We start from the raw sequence: 13,899 nt of genomic DNA, 5'->3' as shown, positions 1-13,899 counted from the left end.
CGGCAGAAGGTGACGGCTCACTTAGATATAGGAGCAAGAACCATGACCTCATCTGATCGGTATATGCCCATAACGGGCCCCGATTGCACCATACCTACACTGCTAATCGATACTCAGGCGCCGCTTGATGCTTTGCATGACGCAGCAGTTTTTCGTATTCGGGCAGTCACTCAAGTTCTGGAAAACCTGGCACTTCGCGATGAAATCAGCAGCGATACCGTGGTGCTGCAGGACTTCGCGTCGCTGTTGAGTATTCCATTGCGGGACGGCTGCGATTTACTGGATGTGATCGGGCGTAGGCTAAGGGCAAGGATGTCGTAACCGAAAACAGGCGACCTTACGGTCGCCCTCTATAAACTCAGCAAATCAGCAAAGCCGCATTTATTCAGCGTACCTTGTGATAGTTGGCCAAAGCATTCATATATGCTGCTTTAACGGTCAGGCCTACAGTATCCAATACCTTCGCGTTAAGGGCAGCAAGCTTGTCACCTATCAAGCTTTGCCCCGCCTGCTTCAACTTGAGCCGGGAATGCCCGGCATATTTCGTGCCGGCGATATCCACCGTCAGGCTAACCTCACAGGCGTAATAGTCAGGAGAGTTCCAAGTCTTGACGAAGACTCTGTCGATCTCGACGCTGGTTTTGAGTGTCGAAGAGGGAGAAACGCCCACCGCACGCTTGGTGAAGTCGGTCCAGTCGTCAACAGGAACGTTGGCGAACCCCTCGTAAAGGCCGACATTGTAATTAGCAGCATGCCAAACAAGCTTGCTCGACTCCTTGCAGCGCGTACACTTTTCAGCGCCAGTCACTTGCACGATGTCGGCCTGTACAATACTACTTTTGATTGCCGCCAACTCGGCCTCCGTCGAGTACGCCGCGAAGTGCAACTGGTTGGTAACGCAACCACTGAGCCCTAACAGAACACATGCAACGATCAAGTACTTCATCAATCACCAATCCCTGTGAAATTCATTTATTAAGCGGCACACCCTGCCCAAACCGCCAAATCGCCAGGCAATACCCCACCAACGCCAGCCCCGCCAGCAAACCGCCCGCCGCGCCGATCCAGGCGAAGCCGAAGTGGCTGCCCACCCAGCTGCCCATCAACGCGCCGCCGCCGATGCCAATGTTGTAGATCCCGGAAAACATCGCCATGGCCACATCCGTGGCATCCGGTGCCAGCACCAGCACCTTGGACTGCATGGCCAGGCCAAAGCCCATGATCGCCATGCCCCAGAAAATACTCAGCCCCACCAGGTAAGACTCGGCGCCGCTCAACGGCAGCATCAGCGCCAGGCACGCGGCGAGGATAGACACTGCGCCGATCACGAACAGATGGGGGTTGAAGCGATGCACCAGGCTGAACAACAACGAGCCGATGATGCCAGCACCACCGAACACCAGCAGAATCAGGGTCACGGCCCTGCCGCCCAGGCCGGCGACGCCTTCGACGAAGGGTTCGATGTAACTGTAGGCGGTGAATTGCGCGGTGACGGTCATTGCGGTCAGCACGTAGAGCGCCACCAGAGCCGGGCGCTTGAACAGCAGCGGCAGGCTGCGCAGGGAGCCGGAGTTCTGGCTGGGCAGCAGCGGCAAGGTGCGCGCCAGCCAGAACACCAGGGCGGCGGCGAACGCGGCGATCACCAGAAAGGTGGTACGCCAGCCCATGGCCTCGCCCAACAGACGGCCTAACGGAATGCCCAGTACCATCGCCAGGGACGTGCCGGTGGCCAGCAAACCAAGGGCCTGCACCTGCTTGCCCTCTGGCGCCAGGCGTACAGCCAGCGAAGCCGTGATCGACCAGAACAACGCATGGGCCAGGGCAATGCCGACCCGACTGACCATCAGCAAGCCGAAGCTGGTGGCCACGCTGGAGAGAATATGGCTGGCGATAAACAGACCGAACAGCACAATCAACAATTTGCGCCGTTCGACGTTGCGGGTCAGCAGCATCACCGGCAGCGAGGTCAGCGACACGATCCACGCATAAATGGTGAGCATCAGGCCGACGCTGGCCACGGGCATGTCAAAGCTGGCGCCGATGGCGCTGAGCAGCCCGACGGGGACGAATTCGGTGGTATTGAACACAAACGCGGCCAGCGCAAGGGCGATGACCGGTTGCCAATTGGCTTGTGGGGTTGCGGCTGAAAGGCTCATTGACGGGCGCGGTACTCTGACGGTGATCAAGCGGCCACCCAGGACAAGCGCCGCCGCCGAGCATTCTATAGGTTTCTCGCACCGCTGTTGCTGCGGATCGTCGCCCGGCGGCCTACGGCGAAGTCATGGTAATGATGTAGTTGCCTGACTGGATGAGCTTGCCGGCGCTGTCTACCAACACATAACGCTGATCGTAATAGCGCCCCTTGCCGCTGTCCGCCACCAGCCGCACATGGGGTGCATCGACACTGACAACCGGCGCCACACTGCGCACCTCGATTCGGCTGCCACGACTGGATTGGGCACAGCCGCGCAGTTCCATCACCGAACCGCTGCGCGCATTTGTCGCACACCCTGACTCGACAATGGCGCCGCTGAACCTGATGGTGCCCTGCCCCACGGTTTGTGCGGCGCCGCAGGTACTTGCCCACAGCCCCAGAAGGCCAGTCATTACCGCTACACGACGAACGTTCATGCCGACACTCCTTCTTGGGTTAGTTAAGAAGTAAGTCGTCGTCACGCCGGTTAACTTGAGCTTATTTACCCGCGAATGAGAGGTGCATCACGGATCCACCTGCCCCATTAACTCGGGGATGCTCTCCGGCCGCTGGGCATAGCGTTGGGCCAACGCCGCGCAGACCATCAACTGGATCTGGTGAAACAGCATCAACGGCAAAATCAACACGCCCATGCTCGCCCCGGCAAACAGCACCTGCGCCATCGGCACGCCGGTCGCCAGGCTTTTCTTCGAACCACAGAACAAGATGGTGATGCGGTCTTCCTGGTTAAAGCCAAACGCCTTGCCCAGCAGCGTAGACGCCACCAATACCAGGGCCAGCAGCACGCAGCAAGCCACCACCAAGCCGCCCAACTCCCACAGCGGGATCTGGTGCCAGATGCCTTCGTTGACCGCCTCGCTGAAAGCCCCGTAGACCACGAGCAGAATCGAGCCCTGGTCGACGAATTTCAGCCAGGCTTTGTTACGCCCGACCCAGCCACCGATCCATCGGCTGGCAATCTGCCCGGCAATGAACGGCAGCAACAACTGCACGCTGATTTTGACAATCGCATCGACTGTGGAGCCGCCATCCCCATGCACGTTGAGCAGCAGCGCTACCAGCAGCGGCGTCAGGAAGATGCCGAACAGGCTGGACGCCGCCGCGCTGCAGATGGCCGCCGGGATGTTGCCGCGGGCCAGGGAGGTAAAGGCAATCGCCGATTGCACAGTGGCCGGCAAGGCGCAGAGGTAGAGCATGCCCATGTACAGCTCGTTGCCGATCAACGGCGACAGCACTGGCTTGAGCGCCAGGCCCAACAACGGAAATAGTACGAAGGTCAGGCTGAACACCAGCAAATGCAAACGCCAGTGGCCGGCACCGGCGACGATAGCCTTGCGCGACAGCTTGGCGCCGTGGAGGAAAAAAAGCAGCGCGATGGCCAGGTTGGTGACCCAGCCGAACGCCACGGCGGTCTGGCCGCTGGCGGGCAGCAGTGAAGCGAGGATCACCGTGGCGATCAGAGTGAGGGTGAAGTTGTCGGGGAGAAACCGGGGCCGGGTCATAAGCAATTCTTCCAGGGGTTGCCAAGAGCGTCGCGACGACTCTAACGTAACCACCTGTTACCGACTAACGCCAATGAGCCAGTAAATGCCGCCTAAAGGACATGAAAAAGCCGTTCGCCGCAGTGTCCCAGGGCTTTCCAGCCTGCCGAGGCCGGTGTACGGGCGTACTGAATCCTTGCCCAACCGTGCGCTGACGCGACGCCACAGCCACCCGTGGGTGCAGCTGTCCTACGCGATTTCCGGAGTGCTGGAGATCCAGACCAGCGTTGGCCGTTTCGTCGCACCACCGCAGCGCGCGGTGTGGATTCCGGCCGGCATGCCCCATCGGGTGTTCAGTTCACCCCATACGGAAATGCGCAGCTTATACCTCGATTGCAGCGTCACCGCCTGGGCCGCCGAGCGTTGCCAGGTGCTGGAGGTGAGCAGTTTGCTACGCGAGCTGATCCGCAACTTCAGCCAATTGCCGGTGGAATATACCGAGGACGGGCCGGACGGGCGCCTGGCTCAGGTACTGCTCGATCAACTCGCCGCCGCACCCCAGGTGGATTTGATGTTGCCACTGCCTCACGACCCACGGCTGCGACAGATCTACCGCAGCCTCAACCTGCATCCCGAGCAGCAGACGACGTTGGGCGAGTGGAGCCGAAAGCTGGAGGTGAGTGAAAAGACCCTGAGTCGGGTGTTCCTGAGTGACACCGGGCTGACGTTTCGCGCATGGCGCCAGCGCCTGCGCCTGTTGAGCGCCCTGCCCGCCCTGGAACAAGGCGAGCGGGTGACGGATGTGGCATTGGGGTGTGGCTATGAATCGACCTCAGCCTTTATCAATGCATTTCGTCAGCAGTTTGATTCCACCCCCGGTGAATTCTTCCGCTGACCCTCCCACGACGCAAATAATCCCCAAACCCACGCTCGGCTGGTATTGTGCCGCGCTTTGAAACACAGCAACCGACTGCGAGGAAATGGACGTTGAACACTGACGAAAAAATGACCGGGGACCTGTTCGAGGTTGATAAGCGCCTGTCACTCAAGCCCGTGGTGGACTTCAACGCCTACCTGCGCAGCGCCTTCGGCGACGGCACTTGCACCTGCGTGCGCTGCACGGCCAACGGCGGCGATGAAAGCGGTTATGAGTTCCAACACACCTTCACCTTCGACACCAAGCCCCTGCACCGTCGCTTCGCTTCGACGGCGGGCAGTGATGTGTTGATGGCGTTGAAGAAGGCATGGTTGTCGTACACCAAGGCCGAGCTGCCGCTCAGTGGTACGTTGGGGCTGGATACGGTCAACGAGTTTGTCGAGCCACAGTTGCACAAACGCCTGGCGCCGCTGTTTGTCGCCAGTGGGTTGGTCAAGGATGTCGAAGGCCAATTGCGCATCCAGCCGCAAGCCGCAGCCTGACACCGGTTAATGTGGGAAACACCACTGTCAAAGCAAAGAAAATCCATGTGAGAGCTGGCTTGCCTGCTATAGCGGTAGTGCGGTCACAGATGCAGTGACTGTCACACCGCCTTCGCAGGCAAGCCAGCTCCCACATTGGTCATGCATCGCCCACAAAATCAGCGTCCGGCACAGATCCCCTGCGGGAGCGGGCTTGCCCGCGAAGGCAGCGCGTCAGTCACTGAATATTCAACTGAACCACCGCTATAGCAGGCAAACCAGCTCCCACATTTTTCCGGTTATTGGCCTAGAACCCGGGAACACCTTGTACGCGCAACTCAGGGGTCAGTTCGTCCACTGGCTCGGTCAGCGGCCGGTCGCTCCCACCCGGTAGCAGGATCACCTTGCGGCATTCCTCTTCGGCTTTATCAAACAGCTCATACCCCCGCGCCGCCTGCTCCAGGGGCAGCCGGTGAGTGATGATCGCCTCCGGGTGCAGATGCCCCAGCTCGATGTGCTCCAACAACTCCGGTAAGAACCGCTGCACATGGGTCTGGCCCATCTTGAAGGTCAGCCCCTTGTCGAAGGCATCGCCGAACATGAAGCCATGGATAAACCCGGCATACACCCCGGCGACACTGACCACGCCACCGCGACGCACGGCGGCGATGCACTGGCGCAGCGCCTTGCCGCTGCTACCTTCGATCTTGAGGGCAGTGAGCAGGGTTTCTGTAGTGCTGCCCTTGGCCTCGAAACCCACCGCGTCCACCACACCATCGACGCCGCGCATGCCGGCGGTCTGGCGGATGATGGTGTCCGCCGGGTCCTCGTCTTCTTCGAAGTTGATCGGGATCACACCGTACATTTTCTGCGCATAGGCCAAACGATACGGATGGTCGTCGACCATGAAGATCTGCTCGGCGCCCAACATTTGTGCGCAAGCCGCACTGAGCAGGCCCACCGGCCCGGCGCCATAAATCGCCACACTAGAGCCTTTGCCAATGCCGGCATTGGTCACTGCCTGCCAGGCGGTGGGCAGGATATCGGAGAGGAACAGCACCTTCTCATCCGCCAGGGTGCCGGGCACCTTGAACGGCCCGGTGTTGGCCTTGGGCACCCGCACCCACTCCGCCTGGCCGCCGGGAATGCCGCCATACAGACGGCTGTAGCCGAACAGCGCAGCACCCGGCGGGATGGCTTTTTTATTCAGGATCGCACCGCGCCCATCGTTGGTGGTTTCGCAAGCGGCGAATTGCTGGAGCTGGCAGAAGAAACAATCGCCACAGGCAATCACAAACGGAATCACCACACGGTCGCCGGGTTGCACGGCAGTAACGGCCGGGCCGGTTTCTTCGACGATGCCCATGAACTCATGGCCGAAGATATCGCCGTGCTCCACGGTCGGGATCTTGCCCCGGTACAGGTGCAGGTCCGAGCCACAGATCGCGGTGGCGGTGACCCGCAAAATAATGTCGTCGGGTTGTTCAATGATCGGATCGGGCACGGTATCCACCTGCACCTTGTGTGCGCCCTGGTAAGTCATCGCTCGCATGCTCTGCGCTCCTGCCGTTGAGGGGTTACTAATTAAGGACAGAGCAGCCCCTCAGTGTTCCTTCGACGTAGAGCGACACCCGATCAATGGTCGCCGCGCGTCTGGGCCAACAGCAGGTCGACTACCTGGCGCACGCTGGCAATTGCATCGGCGCCGCTGGCCTGGGCCTGGGCGTGCCAGCGCAACTGCTCAGTCGCGCTGTTGCCGCGTTGCAGCAAGGCATCCAAGGTATCGAACAACAGCGGCTCGCCCATGGCCTCTGCGGTGGCGGCAAAGGTCTGTCGGGCGTATTGCAGCCATTGCTCAGCGCTGCCCAGGGTGCCGGTGTCGTCCAACGCAAAGGTACCAGCGGCCCCATAACGCTTGGCCTGCCAGCGATTCTCCTTGAGCAGCCAGCGCGCCTCGGCACTGAACCTGGCTCCAGGGCGCTGCATCGCGCAGGCATGGGTAACCATCACCCGAAACAGCGTGGCGAGGGCCAAGGCGTCCACCAGCCGTGGGCAGGCGTCGGTCATGCGCAGTTCCAGGGTGGGGTAACGCGCCGCCGGGCGAATGCCCCACCAGCCATTGCCATCGGCCTTGATCGCGCCGATGCGCTGCAACATGGCCAGGTAGCGCTGGTACTCGGCCCAATCGCTGAAGTGTTCCGGCACGCCCATGCGGGGCCACTCGTCGCAAGCGGCCTGGCGGTAGCTCATGAAGCCGCTGGGCGCGCCGTCCCAGAAAGGCGATGAGCAACTGAGCAACAACAACAACGGCAGCCACGGCGACACCTGGTTCATCACCGCGATACGGTCCAGCGTTTGCGGCACCTGCACATGCACATGCAGCCCGCACAACACACTGCGCCGCGCTACATATTGAATATCGTCGAACAGTTGCCGGAAATGCGCCTGATCGGTTGGCCGTTGCCCACGCCAATCGGCCAGGGGGTGGCTGCCGGCGCACACCACACCGAGGCCGAACTCAGCCAGGGATTGCGCCAGGTTGCCGCGTACTGCTCGGAAGTAGTCCGCCGCTTCGGCGCTGGAGGTGAACACCGGAGAGGCCGCCTCGATCTGGCCCTGGAACATCTCAAACGAGAAGCCTGCGCCAATCGCTTCGCGGCAGGCCGCCAGCACCGCCGCCGAGGGCTCGCCGACCATCTGGCGGCTGTGCAGGTCGGTGATGAAGTATTCCTCTTCAATGCCAAAGGTGAGCATCGGGTATTCAGCGCAATCGGGTGACAGTCAGCGCAACCACGGCGATGCGCTCCACCTGCTCATAGCCGGGCTTTTCCAGTTCTTCGCCGAAAACGTCCGGGTCCAGTTCGCGGTAGGTCCAGCCGTAGGCGTCGCTGCCCAGCAATGGCTTGACTGCCTCCAGGAAAGGGTCGCTGCCGGCCACCATCGCCACCCCGGTATACAGCAACAGGCTACCGCCCAGGGCCAGGCGCCCGATGGACTCACTGACGATGCGCAGCGACAACTGCTCCCCCAAGGCGCCGCCGCCATGGCGATAGGCGCGCTGGCGGTCATCTTTCATGTACGGCGGGTTGGCGACGATCAGGTCGAATTCGCCCTCCACACTGGCCAGCACGTCACTGTGATACACGCTGACGTTATGCAGCGCGGCCAGCTCGGCATTCACCGCGGTCATGCGCAGGGCGCGGGGGTTGATGTCCACTGCCAGCACCTGGGCGTCATGCCGGGCTTGGGCAATCACCAGCGCGCCGACACCGGCGCCACAGCCGATGTCCACAGCGCGCTTGAGCGGCTCGAAACGTTGTTGCAGGTAAGCTTCGATTACCTGGGCAAAGCGATAGCTGTCGGGGCCGAAAAACACCGCGTCCGCCTGGTCGGTGGGATAAGGCGAATGGGCGAACAGCAGCTCGTCGAGGCTCGACCATCGCACTGCGCTGCGCCATAGCGCGCCGTGCTTTTCGATCACATCCGCTTGCTGCAATTCTTCACGCAGGGCCTCGGGCAACAGGCCTTGATCGAACGGCATCGACCAACCGAACACATCGCGCAGCGTCATTGCCAGGGGCGTCGCCAGCCGCCGATAGACACGCTCATGGGTCAAGGGCGTTGGCGTGATAAAGCGATAACCACCCTCCTTCAACCCGCGGCCCAAATTCAACAAGGCACGATCAGCCAGTTGTTGCGCAAACATAGGCACATTCCTTAGCGCAGGCGCGCACGCAGTTGGATAAAGCGGCGAGTGGCATACAGCCCGGCAGGCGTGCAGTGACGGCGGGCCGACAGCCACGGGATCAGCGCATTGAGCTGTTGCTCATCGGGCAAGTTGCACAATGACTCCGCCAGGGCCTGGGTATCAGGATCCGCGGGACGATGCTGCTCGCGGGAAAACCGGCTGCCGCGTCCCGGCCGCACGGGCGGCACGCGTTCGCTGGCAACCCATTCACCCGCAATCCAGTCATGGATCAGTTGTTTTTCATAACCGCTGAACACCCCGAACATCGCGGCGCCAGCGCCCTCGATCAATTGCCAGAAGCGACTGTTGGTGGGGTCCTGGTTGTGCTTGATCCAGCCTTTGTCTTCGAGGGCCTTGAGGAAAGCGCCGATCTGCCCAGGCCGGGCCAGCCATTGGTTGACGGTCTGCCCTTCAAAGCGGCAATAGTCCGAATGCATGTGCTGGCCGAAGGCGCGCTTGCGCTCAAGCATCGCCACCACCTCGTCCTGCAAGTTGAATTGTTTGATGATAGACGTGGTACCCAGGCCCAAATCATTCAGACGGTAGCCTGCCGCCACACGGCGATAGAAGTCTGCCCTGCCCTCGCCCAGCGGCAACAGGTTCAGCACCGATTGTGCAGCTTTGCACGCGTGGCCACTGCTGGCGTTGTCGATGGTGACATGCAGCGTGAAGTAATAAGGGTCGATGCCTAGCTCACTGAGTTCATAGGCGGTGATCAACAGGTGCAGCGGCAGTTGCTCGTAACCCAGGTTGAAGCCAATGACCTCCGGCAGGAACTCGTCGGCGCAAACGCCCAGCGCCAGTTGCAGCGCGCCTTGCAGGTAATGGTCATCCTCAAGGCCGGCGTCGCTGTCGGCATCGTGCTCGCTGAGCAACTTGCGGTAGATCACCACATGGTTCTGCGCAGCTTCACCGTCGCCCAATTCTTCCAGGTAAGTGGTGAGCAGGCCGTCGAAGCGCTGGTCTTGCCAATAGCGCAGCAAGCCATAGAGCCAGGCGCCGTCGACCTGTTTAGTGGGTGCCACGCGCTGCAGAAAGTACAACGCATGGGCCTTGTTCTGGAAATACCGCCGTGGCCCACCTTGCCGGCGCTGCTCAAGATAGTCGGCATAGGCCTGGGCCACCTCGGCGCAGCGTTGCTCGACCCAGGCCATCAGCTGTTCTGGCGCCTCTGGCAAGTCGCAGTCGGTGGCCTCTACCAGGGCCAATTGATCGTGCAGGTATTCACGCGCCAGTTCGGTGGCGTCTCGGGTTTCGCCATACAGCTGTTGGTACACCTGTTGATGGCGGCCCTGGGCCGAATCGGTGAGAGAGGCCGGCTGGCCTGACAGCGCTGTGAGGAGTGTCATGATGGCAGTTTCCGCAAAGTCCGTTACAACGGGCCTCCCACAAGGTGGCCCTGCAATAGCGCTTGAAAACATGCGCTTCTAAGATGCAGAACCTTGAGATGTGCGGAAAATTCAGATTGGATTGTTAACGTGGGGACAAGCGGTCGCGGTGCTATTGCGATGGGGACATTGGGTCACCAAATCGTGCCTCACGCGATATGAGGAGAAAATCAGGGGTACTCTTGCCGAGCGTGCAACACGTTGACTATCTCGATGCGCTCTGCTGTTACTCGATACACTAGGACGTAATTGGGGTGAACGACGACCTCCCGCGTACCGGGCACACGGCCGTTCGGATACAGGTAAGGATGCTCGGTCAGTGGCAGAGGCGCACCTTCAAGACGTGTCTTGATACGTCGCGCCGCCCCAGGATTCTCTTCTGCAATGAAAGTAACGATGTCAATCAGGTCGCTGATAGCCTCATCAAGCCAAACAACGCTTAACATCAGGCTTTGGCCCACTGCTTGCGTTCTGCTTCAAGGATAATCGCCTCGACCCTCGCCATGACTTCGTCATGGGGTACACCGGGTCCGGGGTTGGCCAAGCTTTTTTCGACTTTGGCGCGAAACCAAAGATCATGACTATTCGCCTGCTCCTCGGTTTCAAATTCGGAAACAATTGGGGAAAGTGGAACACCCATAAGATGACCTCCTGTATGAATGCTCAGCAGTTTAGTCCCAAGCTAGCAAGCTGTCTCGGAGCACCAGATGAAATGCAGGTGGCTCACCCACAAAAAAAAACAACGGCACGCAAGCGTGCCGTTGTGTTCAGCTCATTCAGCGAAATTACTTACGTGCCGCCTCCCACTGCTTGAGCAGGTCGTTGTAGTTCACGGTTTCGCCCTTGGGCTTCTCGTTGGCCAGTTTCGGCTTCGGCGCGCCCGGCTGGTCAAACCAGTATTGCGCGTCACGCTCGGGGTTCATTTTCGGGCCGCACACCGGTTGCACCTTGGAGCGTTCCAGGCGCGTCATGATCGCATCCTGCTCCTTGGCCAGGTTGTCCAGCGCCTGTTGCGGGGTTTTCTCGCCGCTGGCCGCTGCGGCGATGTTGCTCCACCACAGTTGCGCCAGGCGCGGGTAGTCCGGCACGTTGGTGCCCGTCGGGGACCACTCGGTGCGGGCCGGGCTGCGGTAGAACTCCACCAGGCCACCGAGTTTGGGCGCCATGTCGGTCATGGCCTGGGAGTTGATATCGGACTCACGAATCGGCGTCAGGCCAACGATGGTTTTCTTCAGCGACACGGTTTTTGAGGTCACGAATTGCGCGTAGAGCCAGGCCGCGAGTTTCTGCTTTTCGGGCGTGGACTTGAGGAAGGTCCAGGAACCTACGTCCTGATAGCCCTTCTTCATGCCCTTTTCCCAATACGGCCCGACTGGGGACGGTGCCATGCGCCATTTCGGCGTACCATCGGCATTCACCACCGGCAGGCCCGGCTTGACCATGTCGGCGGTAAACGCGGTGTACCAGAAGATCTGCTGGGCGATGTTGCCCTGGGACGGCACCGGGCCGGATTCGGAGAAGGTCATGCCCGCCGCTTCCGGTGGCGCGTAGGCTTTCATCCAGTCCACGTATTTCTGCGTGGCGAATACCGCCGCCGGGCCGTTGGTGTCGCCGCCGCGGGTGACGCTGGAGCCCACCGGGTGGCAGTCCTCTACACGAATGCCCCACTCGTCCACCGGCAAGCCGTTGGGCAAGCCTTTGTCGCCGCCGCCGGCCATGGAGAACCAGGCATCGGTGAAACGCCATCCCAGGGACGGGTCTTTCTTGCCGTAGTCCATGTGCCCATAAATGCGCTTGCCGTCGATTTCCTTGACGTCTTCGCTGAAGAACTTGGCGATGTCTTCATAAGCCGACCAGTTCACCGGCACGCCCAGGTCGTAGCCGTATTTCTCCTTGAACTTGGCCTTCAGCTCCGGCCGCTCGAACCAGTCGGCGCGGAACCAGTAGAGGTTGGCGAACTGCTGGTCGGGCAACTGGTAGATCTTGCCGTCCGGCGCGGTGGTGAAAGACAGGCCGATAAAGTCCTTGAGGTCCAGGGTGGGCGAGGTGAAATCCTTGCCTTCGTTGGCCATCAGGTCGGTGATGGACTCGGTCTTGCCGTAGCGAAAGTGCGTACCGATCAAGTCGGAATCGTTGACCCAGCCGTCATAGATATTCTTGTCGGATTGCATCTGGGTTTGCAGCTTCTCCACCACGTCGCCTTCCTGCAGCAGGTCGTGGGTCAGCTTGATGCCGGTGATTTCACTGAAGGCCTTGGCCAGCACCTTGGATTCGTATTCATGGGTGGTGAGGGTTTCCGACACCACGTTGATCTTCATCCCACGGAACGGCTCCGACGCCTTGATAAACCACTTCAACTCCTCCAACTGCTGGGCTTCGGTAAGGGTCGAGGGTTTGAACTCGCTGCCGATCCATTTTTTCGCGGCATCTTCATACGCATCAGCCCAGGCCGAAGCGCTCAAACCACTGAGGGCCAGTACGGCGGCCAATGAAATGCTATGTCGCAGCTTATTGTTTTTATTCAACATAGAGACCTCCAGGTTAGTTTCAAACGGGGCTTGCAGGAGCGAGCTTGCTAGCCCCAACGCATCACACTCAACAGCCAAACAAGGGAGAGCGCGGACGCCACCCAGATACTCCAGTCGGTAACGCCAATGACCAGCAAATGCAGGTAGGCGCTACCGAGAAGACCGATAAACAAGCGATCCCCACGGGTGGTGCTGATCGGCAGCAAACCGCGCCGCGGGATACTCGGCGAACGTAATTCCCAAGTGGTCATGCCCGCCAGAATCAGGGCAATGCCGCCAAAGAACAGCGCAGTGGGGGTGGTCCAGGCCATCCATTCCATCATCGACTCCTCTAGACCCGGCCCAGGGCAAAGCCCTTGGCCACGTGGTTGCGTACAAACCAGATCACCAGCATGCCCGGCAGGATGGTCAACACCCCCGCCGCTGCCAGCACGCCCCAATCAATGCCGGACGCCGACACCGTGCGGGTCATCACCGCTGCGATGGGCTTGGCGTTGACCGAGGTGAGCGTGCGCGCCAGCAGCAGTTCGACCCAGGAAAACATGAAACAGAAAAACGCCGTGACGCCGATACCGGAGCCAATCAGCGGGATAAAAATCTTCACGAAGAACTTGGGAAAACTATAGCCATCGATGTAGGCGGTTTCGTCGATTTCCTTGGGTACGCCGGACATGAAGCCTTCCAGGATCCATACCGCCAACGGCACGTTGAACAGGCAATGGGCCAGGGCCACGGCGATGTGCGTGTCGAACAGGCCAATGGATGAATACAGCTGGAAGAACGGCAGCAGGAACACTGCCGGCGGCGCCATGCGGTTGGTCAGCAGCCAGAAGAACAGGTGCTTGTCACCCAGGAAGCGATAGCGCGAGAACGCATACGCCGCTGGTAACGCCACGCTCAGGGAGATCACGGTGTTCAGGCTCACGTAGTACAGCGAGTTGAGGTAGCCGGTGTACCAGCTCGGGTCGGTGAAGATCACCTTGTAGTTGGCCAGGGTGAAATCCTGCGGAAACAGGGTCAGGCCGCCGAGGATTTCGGTGTTGCTCTTGAAGGACATGTTCAGCAGCCAGTAGATCGGCACCAGCAGGAACAGGATGTAAACGAGTAGTGGAATCAGCTTGCGCTTGCTCATGTTGGCGGC

The 13,899-nt window shown here is 60.3% G+C and carries 16 protein-coding genes; 3 read left to right on the top strand and 13 right to left on the bottom strand.

Annotated elements, in window-relative coordinates; all coding sequences use genetic code 11:
* Positions 1-63: 63 nt before the first annotated feature.
* Complete coding sequence (locus BMH52_RS17345; RefSeq protein ID WP_054917309.1) at positions 64-321, top strand: hypothetical protein; 258 nt, start codon at positions 64-66, stop codon at positions 319-321.
* Between the two features lie 64 nt (positions 322-385).
* Here BMH52_RS17345 and BMH52_RS17340 read toward each other — a convergent pair whose 3' ends face one another.
* From BMH52_RS17340 to BMH52_RS17325, 4 genes are all read right to left on the bottom strand, one after another.
* Positions 386-946: a hypothetical protein gene (locus tag BMH52_RS17340; protein WP_073844458.1), complete on the bottom strand. Its 561-nt coding sequence runs from the start codon at positions 944-946 to the stop codon at positions 386-388.
* Between the two features lie 22 nt (positions 947-968).
* The gene (locus tag BMH52_RS17335) at positions 969-2,156 is read right to left on the bottom strand and encodes a sugar transporter (RefSeq protein ID WP_073844456.1); all 1,188 of its coding nucleotides are present in this window, start codon (positions 2,154-2,156) and stop codon (positions 969-971) included.
* A gap of 112 nt (positions 2,157-2,268) precedes the next feature.
* A complete protein-coding gene (locus BMH52_RS17330; protein ID WP_014718853.1) occupies positions 2,269-2,631 on the bottom strand; it encodes a type 1 fimbrial protein in 363 nt (120 codons plus the stop codon).
* A gap of 87 nt (positions 2,632-2,718) precedes the next feature.
* Complete coding sequence (locus tag BMH52_RS17325; protein WP_019816810.1) at positions 2,719-3,717, bottom strand: bile acid:sodium symporter family protein; 999 nt, start codon at positions 3,715-3,717, stop codon at positions 2,719-2,721.
* An 85-nt stretch (positions 3,718-3,802) separates the two neighbouring features.
* On the opposite strand from BMH52_RS17325, the gene BMH52_RS17320 reads away from it, so the two are divergent.
* Both BMH52_RS17320 and BMH52_RS17315 read left to right on the top strand, forming a co-directional pair.
* On the top strand, positions 3,803-4,591 hold the full coding sequence (locus BMH52_RS17320) for a helix-turn-helix domain-containing protein (RefSeq protein ID WP_014718855.1): 789 nt from the start codon (positions 3,803-3,805) through the stop codon (positions 4,589-4,591).
* A gap of 92 nt (positions 4,592-4,683) precedes the next feature.
* Complete coding sequence (locus tag BMH52_RS17315) at positions 4,684-5,115, top strand: hypothetical protein (RefSeq protein WP_072434017.1); 432 nt, start codon at positions 4,684-4,686, stop codon at positions 5,113-5,115.
* A 286-nt stretch (positions 5,116-5,401) separates the two neighbouring features.
* Here BMH52_RS17315 and BMH52_RS17310 read toward each other — a convergent pair whose 3' ends face one another.
* From BMH52_RS17310 to BMH52_RS17270, 9 genes are all read right to left on the bottom strand, one after another.
* A complete protein-coding gene (locus tag BMH52_RS17310) occupies positions 5,402-6,646 on the bottom strand; it encodes a zinc-dependent alcohol dehydrogenase (protein ID WP_014718857.1) in 1,245 nt (414 codons plus the stop codon).
* Between the two features lie 83 nt (positions 6,647-6,729).
* On the bottom strand, positions 6,730-7,848 hold the full coding sequence (locus BMH52_RS17305) for a carboxylate-amine ligase (RefSeq protein ID WP_073844454.1): 1,119 nt from the start codon (positions 7,846-7,848) through the stop codon (positions 6,730-6,732).
* Positions 7,849-7,855: 7 nt separating this feature from the next.
* Positions 7,856-8,800 carry a class I SAM-dependent methyltransferase gene (locus BMH52_RS17300; protein WP_073844452.1) on the bottom strand — a complete coding sequence of 315 codons (945 nt, stop codon included), beginning with the start codon at positions 8,798-8,800 and terminating at the stop codon, positions 7,856-7,858.
* Positions 8,801-8,811: 11 nt separating this feature from the next.
* On the bottom strand, positions 8,812-10,191 hold the full coding sequence (locus tag BMH52_RS17295; RefSeq protein ID WP_073844450.1) for an iron-containing redox enzyme family protein: 1,380 nt from the start codon (positions 10,189-10,191) through the stop codon (positions 8,812-8,814).
* A gap of 209 nt (positions 10,192-10,400) precedes the next feature.
* Entirely contained in the window at positions 10,401-10,676 is a 276-nt protein-coding gene (locus tag BMH52_RS17290; RefSeq protein WP_019816805.1) for a type II toxin-antitoxin system RelE/ParE family toxin, read from the bottom strand.
* Positions 10,676-10,870 (bottom strand): hypothetical protein, encoded by a 195-nt coding sequence (locus BMH52_RS17285; protein WP_014718861.1) that lies wholly within the window; start codon positions 10,868-10,870, stop codon positions 10,676-10,678. The genes BMH52_RS17290 and BMH52_RS17285 overlap by 1 nt, the downstream gene beginning before the upstream one ends.
* 145 nt (positions 10,871-11,015) lie before the next feature.
* Positions 11,016-12,758 (bottom strand): ABC transporter substrate-binding protein, encoded by a 1,743-nt coding sequence (locus tag BMH52_RS17280; protein WP_003192009.1) that lies wholly within the window; start codon positions 12,756-12,758, stop codon positions 11,016-11,018.
* Positions 12,759-12,805: 47 nt separating this feature from the next.
* Complete coding sequence (locus tag BMH52_RS17275; protein ID WP_014718862.1) at positions 12,806-13,078, bottom strand: DUF2160 domain-containing protein; 273 nt, start codon at positions 13,076-13,078, stop codon at positions 12,806-12,808.
* An 11-nt stretch (positions 13,079-13,089) separates the two neighbouring features.
* On the bottom strand, positions 13,090-13,890 hold the full coding sequence (locus BMH52_RS17270) for a carbohydrate ABC transporter permease (protein ID WP_003192012.1): 801 nt from the start codon (positions 13,888-13,890) through the stop codon (positions 13,090-13,092).
* Positions 13,891-13,899 lie beyond the last annotated feature (9 nt).

The sequence above is a fragment of the Pseudomonas sp. BTN1 genome, assembly GCF_001907715.1.
GTDB lineage: Bacteria > Pseudomonadota > Gammaproteobacteria > Pseudomonadales > Pseudomonadaceae > Aquipseudomonas > Aquipseudomonas paracarnis.
Note: the sequence above shows the minus strand (reverse complement) of the source record. Positions and strands in the feature narration are given on the sequence as shown.

Bases quoted from the DNA above. Each gene is read 5' to 3' on its own strand.
- BMH52_RS17320 (WP_014718855.1), top strand. From the start codon at position 3,803: ATGCCGCCTAAAGGACATGAAAAAGCCGTTCGCCGCAGTGTCCCAGGG.
- BMH52_RS17280 (WP_003192009.1), bottom strand. From the start codon at position 12,758: ATGTTGAATAAAAACAATAAGCTGCGACATAGCATTTCATTGGCCGCC.
- BMH52_RS17285 (WP_014718861.1), bottom strand. From the start codon at position 10,870: ATGGGTGTTCCACTTTCCCCAATTGTTTCCGAATTTGAAACCGAGGAG.
- BMH52_RS17295 (WP_073844450.1), bottom strand. From the start codon at position 10,191: ATGACACTCCTCACAGCGCTGTCAGGCCAGCCGGCCTCTCTCACCGAT.
- BMH52_RS17330 (WP_014718853.1), bottom strand. From the start codon at position 2,631: ATGAACGTTCGTCGTGTAGCGGTAATGACTGGCCTTCTGGGGCTGTGG.
- BMH52_RS17305 (WP_073844454.1), bottom strand. From the start codon at position 7,848: ATGCTCACCTTTGGCATTGAAGAGGAATACTTCATCACCGACCTGCAC.
- BMH52_RS17345 (WP_054917309.1), top strand. From the start codon at position 64: ATGCCCATAACGGGCCCCGATTGCACCATACCTACACTGCTAATCGAT.
- BMH52_RS17270 (WP_003192012.1), bottom strand. From the start codon at position 13,890: ATGAGCAAGCGCAAGCTGATTCCACTACTCGTTTACATCCTGTTCCTG.
- BMH52_RS17325 (WP_019816810.1), bottom strand. From the start codon at position 3,717: ATGACCCGGCCCCGGTTTCTCCCCGACAACTTCACCCTCACTCTGATC.
- BMH52_RS17300 (WP_073844452.1), bottom strand. From the start codon at position 8,800: ATGTTTGCGCAACAACTGGCTGATCGTGCCTTGTTGAATTTGGGCCGC.
- BMH52_RS17275 (WP_014718862.1), bottom strand. From the start codon at position 13,078: ATGGAATGGATGGCCTGGACCACCCCCACTGCGCTGTTCTTTGGCGGC.
- BMH52_RS17335 (WP_073844456.1), bottom strand. From the start codon at position 2,156: ATGAGCCTTTCAGCCGCAACCCCACAAGCCAATTGGCAACCGGTCATC.
- BMH52_RS17340 (WP_073844458.1), bottom strand. From the start codon at position 946: ATGAAGTACTTGATCGTTGCATGTGTTCTGTTAGGGCTCAGTGGTTGC.
- BMH52_RS17310 (WP_014718857.1), bottom strand. From the start codon at position 6,646: ATGCGAGCGATGACTTACCAGGGCGCACACAAGGTGCAGGTGGATACC.
- BMH52_RS17290 (WP_019816805.1), bottom strand. From the start codon at position 10,676: ATGTTAAGCGTTGTTTGGCTTGATGAGGCTATCAGCGACCTGATTGAC.